Genomic DNA, 9164 nt, shown 5'->3' with positions numbered 1-9164 from the left:
GGCCAGACTCGGTGCCGGCCTGCGCGGCCGGTTCGCGATCGCGGCCGTCGCCCTGCTGGCTCTGGTGCTCTCGCTGGCCGGCATGAGCCTGCTGCTGGCCAGGGACGCGCTGCCCGGCGACACGCTGTACGGCGTCAAGCGGACCGCCGAGGCCGCCTCGCTCGGGCTGACCTTCGGCGACGAGTCGAAGGCGGTCAAGCACCTGGAGTTCGCCGCGGCCCGGGTCGCCGAGATCGAGACGCTGGCCCGGCGCTACACCGATCCCTCCGACGCCCCGGTCGGCGCGTTCCTGACCGCCCTGAGCGACTTCGACAACGACGCCGCGGCCGGGTCCCGCCAGATGATCGCCCTGGCCACCCGCGACGACGGCCGGCAGCTGGAGGCGCTGCGGGACTGGGCCCGGCAGCAGGCCACGCGGCTGCAGGCGGTGACCGCGGGGCTGCCGGCTCCGGCCCGCAACCGGGCCGGGGTCTCGCTCGCCCTGCTGACCCGGATCGCCGAGCGGGCCGACGCCCTGCTCGCCCGGATGCCGTGCTACCAGGTCACCACCGGCTCCTTCGACGAGATCGGCGCCCTGCCGGCGACCGGGATCTGCGAGCGGGTGCCGAGCGCCGGCGGCACCGGGCCGACCGGTGGTGCCACCGGCGCGCCCCCCGGCCCGAGCGCCCTGCCCACCGCCGTGCCCGGCGCGCCGCAGCAGCCCGCCCCGACCGCCCCGCTGCCCGGGGTGCCGGTGCCGCCGACCCCCGGCGCCCCGACGAACCCCGCACCCGGCGCGACCCCCGGCCTCCCGGTCCCGAACCCGACGCTCTCGGTTCCGCTGCCGCTGCCGCCGATCGAGGTCCCCCCGGTGCTGCCCGGCCTGCCGGGCGTCCGGCTGGGCGGTTGACGGCGGGGAGATCGATAGTCTGTGCGTAGACACGCGCTGGACCGTCCGGAGGCGATGCGGTTGTCCCGTCGGCACGACGACAAGAAGAGCACCGAGCTCGAGCGGCTGGCCGCGCTCGCCGGTGAGGCGTCGGCGGAGGCGGCTCAGGCCATCGAGCGGGAGGGTCTGCTGGGCGCCGATCCGCCGCCGGTGCCGCTGGACCTCACCGCCGCCGCGTTCTTCGACGTGGACAACACCATGATGATGGGCGCGTCGATCTTCCACTTCGCCCGCGGGCTGGCCGCGCGCAAGTTCTTCACCGGGTCTGACCTGGCCCGCTTCGCCCTGCAGCAGGTGAAGTTCCGGGTCGGCGGCAAGGAGACCCAGGACGGTATCCGGGCCAGCCGGGAGCAGGCACTGTCCTTTGTGGCCGGTCACACCGTGGACGAGCTGATCATGCTCGGCGAGGAGATCTACGACGAGCTGATGGCCGACAAGATCTGGCCGGGCACCCGGGCGCTGGCCCAGATGCACCTCGACGCCGGACAGCGGGTCTGGCTGGTCACCGCCACCCCGGTGGAGTTGGCAACGATCATCGCCCGGCGGCTCGGCCTCACCGGTGCGCTGGGCACCGTGGCCGAGAGCGAGGACGGGGTCTACACCGGAAGCCTGGTCGGCGAGATGCTGCACGGCCCGGCGAAGGCGCACGCGGTGCGCGCGCTGGCCGCTCGCGAGGGCCTGAACCTGCGACGCTGCACCGCCTACTCGGACTCGTCCAACGACGTGCCGATGCTGTCGGTGGTCGGCACCGCGGTCGCGGTCAACCCGGACAGCGGCCTGCGCGAGGTGGCCCGCAAGCGCGGCTGGGAGATCCGGGACTTCCGCACCGGCCGCAAGGCCGCCAAGATCGGCGTCCCGTCGGTGCTCGGCGCCGGCGCCGTGGCCGGCGCGGTCGCCGCCGGCTACGCCGCCTACCGCAAACGCGAGCAGTGACTGTCCCGCCTCTCCGGGATTTTTTGCGGTTGTCGCGTTTTCGGGGGATGGTGCGGGGATCGGGTGGATTGTGGCTGGGTTACGTCACGGTCCCCTGAGGTCGCTGTTGTCGGGCGCGCCCTTCCTGGCTAGCCGCCGAGGAAGGGGTTGGGGCGGTGGGCTAGGAGGCGGTAGAGGTTCTGCTGGATGGTCTCGCGCACCTGGTCGGTCAGGTTGAACACGAGCATCGGGTCGTCCTCGGCGCCGCGGTGGCCGGCGGTGGAGATCGGCTCGCCGAACTCGATGTGCCACTTGGACGGCAGCGGGATCATGCCGAGTGGACCGAACAGCGGGAAGAAGGGCGTGACGGGGAAGTAGGGCAGGCCGAGCAGGCGGGCCAGCGGGCGCAGGTCGGCGACCTTGGGGTAGATCTCCTCGGCGCCGACGATCGAGCACGGGATGATCGGCACACCGGTGCGGATCGCCGCCGAGACGAACCCGCCCCGCCCGAACCGCTGCAGCTTGTACCGGTCCCGGAACGGTTTGCCGATGCCCTTGAATCCCTCCGGCCACACCCCGACCAACTCCCCGGCGCGCAGCAGCCGCTCGGCGTCGGGGTTGCAGGCCAGCGTCTGGCCGGACTTGCGGGCCAGCGCGCCCAGCAGCGGGGTCTGGAACACCAGGTCCGCCCCGAGCATCCGCAGGTGCCGCCCGCCCGGATGGTGATCGCGCACCGCCACCGCGGTCATCACCGCGTCCAGCGGCAGCGTGCCGGAGTGGTTGCACACCACCAGCGCGGCGCCGTCGGCGGGCAGGTGCTCGACCCCGCTCACCTCCATCCGGAACCACCGCCGGGCCAGCAGCCGCAGCGGCGGCAGCAGCACCGCGTCGGTCAGTTCGGGGTCGAAGCCGAACTCGTCGATCGGGTAGTCACCGGCCAGGCGCCTGCGCAGGAAGCCGACCGCGCCGGCCAGCGCGCCGGTCAGACCGTCCGGGGTGGCCTGCTCCCGCGGCGGATGCAGCGGGGTCGGCTCCACCAGCGGCCCGGCCTCGGCGACCGGCCGGGCCGGACCACCGCCCCGATGCCGTTCCGCACGCGAAAGCGGGATCACCCGGGCTTGCTGCATGCCGCACTACCTTCCAAATCCGCAGTTCGCCAATGGGGCTCAACGCTGAGGGAGTCAGCGCCGGCCGGCGGCCGCGAGCCGCCGCTCCAGCGCCGCGAGGCGGTCGCCGTCCAGCAGCGGTCGCAGGCCGCTGCCGTGCACGTAGTCGTCGAACGCCTCCGACGTGGTCCACTGCGGTGTGAACCCGAAAACGGTCTTCAGCCGAGTGGTGTCGACCACCCGGCCGTAGTTGAGGTACCGGACCTGGTCCGGCGAGAAGTTGACCAGCCGGGTGCCCCGGAACAGGCCGGCCATGGTCGGGATCGACTGACGCAGCAACGGCAGCGCCAGCCGGCCGGCCCGGCGGATGGCCTGGGAGAGCATCAGCACCCCGTCGCCGCCCGCGTTGAACACGCCCGGCAGGTCGTTGACGGTGGCCCGGTCCAGCACGGCCAGCGCGTCGTCGCTGTGCAGCAGCTGCATCCGGGCGTCGAAGCCCAGCACGGTGGGGACCACCGGCAGGGCGAAGTACCGGGTGAGCACCGTGTCCACCCGCGGCCCGATCAGGTTGACCAGTCGCAGCGTGGTGACCAGCACGTCCGGCCGGCGCCGGGCGAAGCCGCGGACGTAGCCCTCGACCTCGACAGCGTCCCGGGCGTACCCGCTGGACGGCAGATCCCGCGGCGTGTCCTCCTCGGCGAACACCGCGGGCGAGCGGGAGCTCGCGCCGTAGACCGCCGCGGTGGACTTCACCACCAGCTTGCGCACCGTGCGGGAGCGCTGGCACGCCGCCAGCAGCTGCATGGTGCCGATCACGTTCATTTCCTTGATCAGCGTGCGGCCGGACGGCCCCGGCGGGCTGGCCGTGGTCGAGGCGTGCACCACGGTGTCCACCTGGCCGGCGGAGATGACCTTCGCGATCAGGGGGTTGCGAATGTCGGCGCGGACGAACTCCGCCCGGCCCATTCGGCGCAGGAGGTCGCGTGGCGGCGGCGCGGTGTCCACGCCGATCACCCGCTCGATATCCGGGTTGGCAGCGAGCCGTGCGGCCAGGTTGCCACCGAGATAGCCGCCAACGCCGGTGACGAGGACGACGTTGGGCGTCATGACTTCCTAGGTTGTCTGCAACCGCTTGGGGCACCCGACTCTAACCCACCTCAGCGCTTCCGCTGAGGTGGGCAACACGGACTTAACCCCTACTTCTTCAGCTTGCGACGCTGCACCCGCGTCTTGCGCAGCAACTTGCGGTGCTTCTTCTTCGACATGCGCTTGCGGCGCTTCTTGATGACCGAACCCATGCGGATCCTTCGCTTCGTCTGTGGTCGTACGGCTCTTGGCGCTCCGGTGCAGCCACGACCACTCAACCGACGAGGCAGCAAGGCGTGCGATGGCACCAGGCACAACGAACGTCAAGGTTACCTGGCCACTCCGAGCGCCGTTCAGCCGGCGTCGAAGTAGGCGCCCTCGAGGTAGCTGTGCACGGCCTTCTCCGGCACGCGGAAGGACTTGCCGACACGCACCGCGGGTAGTTCGCCGTTGTGCACCAACCGGTACACCGTCATCTTGGACACTCTCATCATCGTGGCCACCTCGGCCACGGTCAGGAACTGCACCTGGGCAACTCCCTGGGGCTCCGGGTCCTGCTTCTTAGCCGGCATGAGCTCACCGCGTCCTTTGCCACGTGTCGCGCCGCGCGGCTTCCCCACCGGCGGAACCGACACTCACGTGCTTCTCCAGAGAGTAGCGTGACACCTGTGACTGATGCGACGGATCCGCCTCTCCGAAATTTGGGCGGTGGTCGCGCCGGCAGCGACATCACGCGTAAGCCGGTGGATGGTGGCTGGCTGCCGTCACGGTGCCCCTGAGGTTGCGTTGGTCGGCCCAAGACCTAATCGAGCTTGTGGGCGCGGCCCAGCTCCTCGGAGCGGTCCCGGGCAGCCTCGATCGCGGCCAGCAGGGCGGCCCGGACGCCGTGTTTCTCCAGCTCCCGAATGGCCATGATCGTGGTGCCGGCCGGCGAGGTGACCGCCTCGCGCAGGGTCACCGGGTGCTCCCCGGTCTCGGCCAGCATGGTCGCCGCGCCGACCGCCGACTGGATGATCAGCTTCTCGGCCACCGTGCGCGGCAGGCCGAGCAGGATGCCCGCGTCGATCATCGCTTCGACCAGGTAGAAGAAGTACGCCGGCCCGGAGCCGGACAGCGCGGTCACGGCGTCCTGCTGGGACTCCGGGACCCGGACCACCTTGCCCACCGCGGACAGCACGCTCTCCACGATGTCCAGGTGCTCGGGTCCGGCGTGCCCGCCCGGGGAGATCGCGCTCATCGCCTGCCCGACCACCGCGGGCGTGTTGGGCATGACCCGCACCACCGGCACCCCGGCCGGCAGCCGCCGCTCGTACAGCGCGGTCGGCAGGCCCGCGCACAGCGACACCACCAGGCTCGACGGGCCGATGAGCGGGGCCAGTTCGTCCAGCAGCGGCTCGATGTCCTGCGGCTTGACGGCGACGACCAGGACGTCGGCCTCCTGCGCGGCGACCGCGATGTCCACCGCCCGGATCCCGTACCGCGTGGTCAGTTCCTTGGCGCGCTCGATGTGCCGCTCGGTGAACATCAGCTCGTCCACCCGGCGGCCACCGCCGAGCAACCCGGACAGCAACGCCTCGCCGATCTTCCCGGCGCCCAGCACCGCGATGGTGGGACGCCCCGTAGACCCAGTCATGCCGCCAGCCTGCCAGGTAGCACTACCCGATCGCGGACAGGGCGAGCTGGCGCGCCTGGGCGATCAGTCGTCCAGTCGCGTCGATGACCGTCGCGTCGGAGTCGAACCAGGGGCCGTGCACGGCTTTGGACTCGACGAGCACCCGCAGCCAGCCGGGGGACGGGCGGGACCGCAGCAGGGCGGTCATCTGCACGGTGGGGGTCCAGCCGAACCGGCCGAGGTTGAACGTCAGCGGCATGTTGATGTCCCCGGCCACCAGCGCGAACAGCGGGTCGACCGGCTCCGCCCTCGGCCGCACCCACAGCCGCAGCCGCAGCGGGTCACCGACATGGCCGTGCAGGAACCCGGCGCCGTTGGGGTCGAGCCGGATGTCGCAGGCGGTGGTCAGCTTGAACACCGATGCCAGCGGGAGCGAGGCGACCTCGACCGCGTTGCCGGGAGGCTCCGCGGACACGTTGGGCAGATCCGCCCAGGCCGCCCGCTCCCGGGGTAAGCGCCCGGTGGTCACCACTCCCTCGACGCAGGTCTTGCCGCGTTGCTCCAGGTGCACCGACACCACCGTGGCCTGCCGGCCGGCCTTGCGGACCTCGGTGCGCAGCAGGACCGGCCCGACGCTGGGCGGGTTGAGGAACTGCGCGCTGACCGCGAGCGGATCCACCAGCGGGGCGCCGGAGCCGCCGCTGTGGGCCGCCATCGCGGTCCTGGCCAGCAGCGCCATCAGGAAGCCGCCGTGCGGCCGCCCGCGCACCGTCCACGCCCCGGGCAACTCCGCGGTGAAGGTGCCGTCACCGAGTGGGCGAACCCGGGACGCGAGGGCGAACGGGCCGGCGGTGGTACCCGTGCGTGCGTCCCCCTGGCCCGCAACACTGCTCATGATCCTTACCCTGCCATGTCGCGTCAGTTGTCGAACTGGGTTTCGGCGGTCATCCCCGCGTGGCCAGGGAACGCAGGAAGAAGCCCGTGTTGGACGGGCGCTCCGCGAGCCGGCGCATCAGGTAGCCATACCATTCGCCCCCGTATGGTACGTAGACCCGCACGGTGTGCCCGAGCTGGGCGAGCCGCAGCTGTTCCTCCGGCCGGACCCCGTAGAGCATCTGGAACTCGAAGCTGCCCGGCTTGTGCTCGAACGCCGCGGCCCGCTCGCCGATCAGGCGCACCAGCCGAGGGTCGTGCGTGGCGAACATCGGGTAGCCGTCCCCGGACAGCAGGGCCAGGGCGCACCGCACGTAGCTCAGGTCCACCTCGTGCGCGTCGGCGAACGCCACGTCCGGCGGCTCGGCGTAGGCGCCCTTGCACAGCCGCACCCGGGAGCCCGGACCGGACAGCCGCGCGCAGTCGTCCCGGGTGCGGCGCAGGTAGGCCTGCAGCACCGCCCCCACCCACGGCCAGCTCTCCCGCAGCTGCGCCAGCACCCGCAGGGTCGAGTCGGTCGTGGTGTGGTCCTCCATGTCCAGCGTGACCGTGGTGCCGCAGCGCTGCGCCGCGGCGCAGATCCGGCCGGCGTTCTCCAGCGCGAGCCGCTCGTCGAGCAGCTGACCGACGGCCGAGAGCTTCACGCTGACCTCGGCCCGCTCGGCGAGGCCCTGCGCCTCCAGCGCGTCCAGCAGCTCCAGGTAGGCGTGCACGGTCTGCTCGGCCAGGGCCGCGTCGGTGGTGTCCTCGCCGAGATAGTCCAGCGTCACGGTCAGCCCGGAGGCGACCAGCTTGCTGGTCACCGCCACCGCGTCCGCGGTCGTCTCACCGGCGACGAAGCGGCGCACCACGTCCCGGCTCACCGGCGCGCCGGCGACGACCCGGCGGATGGTGTGGTTTCCGGCGGCGGCCAGAATCAGCGAGCGCAACGGGTTCACGCCCGAGACTGTACGGGCCTCCTGGGTCATTGTCCGAGGTGGAGCCGCGCGAACAGCAGGGCTTCGGCGAGGTCCTTCGCCCGCTGCGCCGGATGCCGCACCCGGCGCGTGTTGATCTCCAGCACGACCTGGCCGGTGAACCCGGTGCGGACCAGCTCCTCGCACAGCTCCGCGCACGGCTGGGTACCGCGACCCGGCACCAGGTGCTCGTCCCGGGGCAACCCGCCGCCGTCGGCCAGGTGCACATGGCACAACCCGTCACCCATCCGCTTGGCCAGCTCCAGCGCGTCGACCCCGGCCGCGGAGGTGTGCGACAGGTCCAGCGTGTAGTGCCGGTGACCGACGTCGGTCGGGTCGATCGACGGCCGGAACGCCGACATCTCCATGGCCCCGCCGAACCGGCGCACCGGAAACATGTTCTCCACCGCGACGGCGATCCCGGAGTCGTCCTCCAGCTCGTCTATCAGCTCGGCGAACCGGTCGGCGTAGCGCCGCTGCCAGCGAAACGGCGGATGGGTGACCACGGTGCGGGCGCCGAGCTCCTGCGCGGCCTGCACGGAGCGGCGCAACCGGACCTCCGGGTCCGGCGACCAGACCCGCTGGGTGATCAGCAGGCACGGGGCGTGCACGGACAGCACCGGCACCCGGTGCGCGCGGGACGCCCGGCGCAGCGCCGCCACGTCCTGGCTCATCGGGTCGGCCCACACCATGACCTCGAGCCCGTCGTAGCCGAGCTCGGCGGCCAGCAGGAAGGCCGCGGCCGCGGTCTGCGGCCACACCGACGCCGTTGACAGGCCGACCGGTGTCACGGCTACTTGCTCAACAGCAGGAGCGCAGCGGGAGAGACGGTCACGAACAGTCCGACGAGGATGGCCAGCAGGGTGGTCTGCATGTCGTCGGCCCGGCGGATCTTGCGCACGATCCAGACCAGCCCGATGATCACCACGACCGCGGCCCCCAGCGCGGCCTGCGGGTAGCGGCCCCACAACCAATTGAACCCGAGCCAGACCGCGGCGCCGCCGACCACGCTGAGCGCGACCTGGGCCACCATGATCAGCCATTCCCGGCCCGCCGACGGGGCCCGCTCGTCGAGGTCGTCGTCCTCGCCGAGGTCGTCGTCGGGATAGTCGTCCGGCCCGCCGAACTCCGGACCGTCCGGGTAGTCCTCGTAGTCGTCGGCCGGCTGGTCCTCGCCCGGCGCGAGCTCGGTGAAGTCCTCGGCCGGCGGCGCGCCGCCGGACGGCCCGAAGCCGGTGGGCGCCGGCGGGAACGTCGGAACCTGGTGCGTCCCGGTCGCGTTGCGGGGGGCCGCGGGCGGCGCCGGGGGCACCCGGGGCATCTGCTCGGTCAGCCCCGCCTCCGGCGGGCGGACCGGCGGTGGCGGGGCCGGCATGTACCCGGTGCCGTGCGGCGCCATCGGGCCACCGCTCATCGGGAACGCGCCGGAGGGCATGGACTGCGGCGGCGGACCGGGCCGGGGTGACCGCGGCGGCTGTGCCGGCCGGTTCGGTGGCACCGGAGCCGCGATACCCGGCCGGGGCAGCTGCTGGGACGGCTGCGGCAGCTGCTGGGAGGGCTGCTGGGTGGGCCGGGGCAGTTGCTGGGAGGGCTGCGGGAGTTGCTGGGAGGGCTGCGCCAGCTGTTGGGAC

General features: G+C 72.5%; 10 protein-coding genes and 1 pseudogene. 2 read left to right on the top strand and 9 right to left on the bottom strand.

Features of this window, described 5'->3' with window-relative positions; genetic code table 11:
- Positions 1-889, top strand: an 889-nt coding sequence (locus tag VFO68_RS30115) for a DUF5667 domain-containing protein (RefSeq protein ID WP_325161793.1), incomplete at its 5' end; no start/stop codon positions are given.
- A gap of 54 nt (positions 890-943) precedes the next feature.
- Positions 944-1861, top strand: coding sequence for an HAD-IB family hydrolase (locus tag VFO68_RS30110; protein ID WP_325161794.1), 918 nt, complete (start codon positions 944-946; stop codon positions 1859-1861).
- A 128-nt stretch (positions 1862-1989) separates the two neighbouring features.
- Here the strand turns inward: VFO68_RS30110 and VFO68_RS30105 are convergent, their stop codons facing one another.
- The 9 genes and pseudogenes from VFO68_RS30105 to VFO68_RS30065 all read right to left on the bottom strand — a co-directional run.
- Complete coding sequence (locus VFO68_RS30105; RefSeq protein WP_325161792.1) at positions 1990-2967, bottom strand: lysophospholipid acyltransferase family protein; 978 nt, start codon at positions 2965-2967, stop codon at positions 1990-1992.
- Between the two features lie 54 nt (positions 2968-3021).
- The gene (locus tag VFO68_RS30100) at positions 3022-4053 is read right to left on the bottom strand and encodes an NAD-dependent epimerase/dehydratase family protein (RefSeq protein ID WP_325161791.1); all 1032 of its coding nucleotides are present in this window, start codon (positions 4051-4053) and stop codon (positions 3022-3024) included.
- Positions 4054-4142: 89 nt separating this feature from the next.
- Positions 4143-4244, bottom strand: a complete 102-nt coding sequence (locus VFO68_RS30095) for a 30S ribosomal protein bS22 (RefSeq protein ID WP_018684825.1) — start codon at positions 4242-4244, stop codon at positions 4143-4145.
- A 141-nt stretch (positions 4245-4385) separates the two neighbouring features.
- Positions 4386-4604, bottom strand: a complete 219-nt coding sequence (locus tag VFO68_RS30090; RefSeq protein WP_325161790.1) for a helix-turn-helix domain-containing protein — start codon at positions 4602-4604, stop codon at positions 4386-4388.
- 230 nt (positions 4605-4834) lie between these two features.
- Positions 4835-5665: a pyrroline-5-carboxylate reductase gene (gene proC, locus VFO68_RS30085; protein ID WP_325161789.1), complete on the bottom strand. Its 831-nt coding sequence runs from the start codon at positions 5663-5665 to the stop codon at positions 4835-4837.
- Positions 5666-5687: 22 nt separating this feature from the next.
- Positions 5688-6539: a thioesterase family protein gene (locus VFO68_RS30080; RefSeq protein WP_325161788.1), complete on the bottom strand. Its 852-nt coding sequence runs from the start codon at positions 6537-6539 to the stop codon at positions 5688-5690.
- 49 nt (positions 6540-6588) lie between these two features.
- Complete coding sequence (locus tag VFO68_RS30075; protein WP_325161787.1) at positions 6589-7515, bottom strand: proline dehydrogenase family protein; 927 nt, start codon at positions 7513-7515, stop codon at positions 6589-6591.
- A gap of 26 nt (positions 7516-7541) precedes the next feature.
- Positions 7542-8324 (bottom strand): sugar phosphate isomerase/epimerase family protein, encoded by a 783-nt coding sequence (locus VFO68_RS30070; protein WP_325161786.1) that lies wholly within the window; start codon positions 8322-8324, stop codon positions 7542-7544.
- 2 nt (positions 8325-8326) lie between these two features.
- Positions 8327-9164: pseudogene (locus VFO68_RS30065) on the bottom strand (hypothetical protein); the annotation flags it as partial.

This window comes from Actinophytocola sp. (assembly GCF_035712165.1).
Classification (GTDB): Bacteria; Actinomycetota; Actinomycetes; order Mycobacteriales; family Pseudonocardiaceae; genus DASYTH01.
The sequence above is the reverse complement of the archived record's forward strand: the minus strand, read 5'-3'. Positions and strand labels throughout refer to the sequence as shown.

Coding starts and splice junctions, on each gene's coding strand:
- VFO68_RS30100 (WP_325161791.1), bottom strand. CDS start 4,053: ATGACGCCCAACGTCGTCCTCGTCACCGGCGTTGGCGGCTATCTCGGT.
- proC (WP_325161789.1), bottom strand. CDS start 5,665: ATGACTGGGTCTACGGGGCGTCCCACCATCGCGGTGCTGGGCGCCGGG.
- VFO68_RS30110 (WP_325161794.1), top strand. CDS start 944: ATGCGGTTGTCCCGTCGGCACGACGACAAGAAGAGCACCGAGCTCGAG.
- VFO68_RS30105 (WP_325161792.1), bottom strand. CDS start 2,967: ATGCAGCAAGCCCGGGTGATCCCGCTTTCGCGTGCGGAACGGCATCGG.
- VFO68_RS30080 (WP_325161788.1), bottom strand. CDS start 6,539: ATGAGCAGTGTTGCGGGCCAGGGGGACGCACGCACGGGTACCACCGCC.
- VFO68_RS30090 (WP_325161790.1), bottom strand. CDS start 4,604: ATGCCGGCTAAGAAGCAGGACCCGGAGCCCCAGGGAGTTGCCCAGGTG.
- VFO68_RS30095 (WP_018684825.1), bottom strand. CDS start 4,244: ATGGGTTCGGTCATCAAGAAGCGCCGCAAGCGCATGTCGAAGAAGAAG.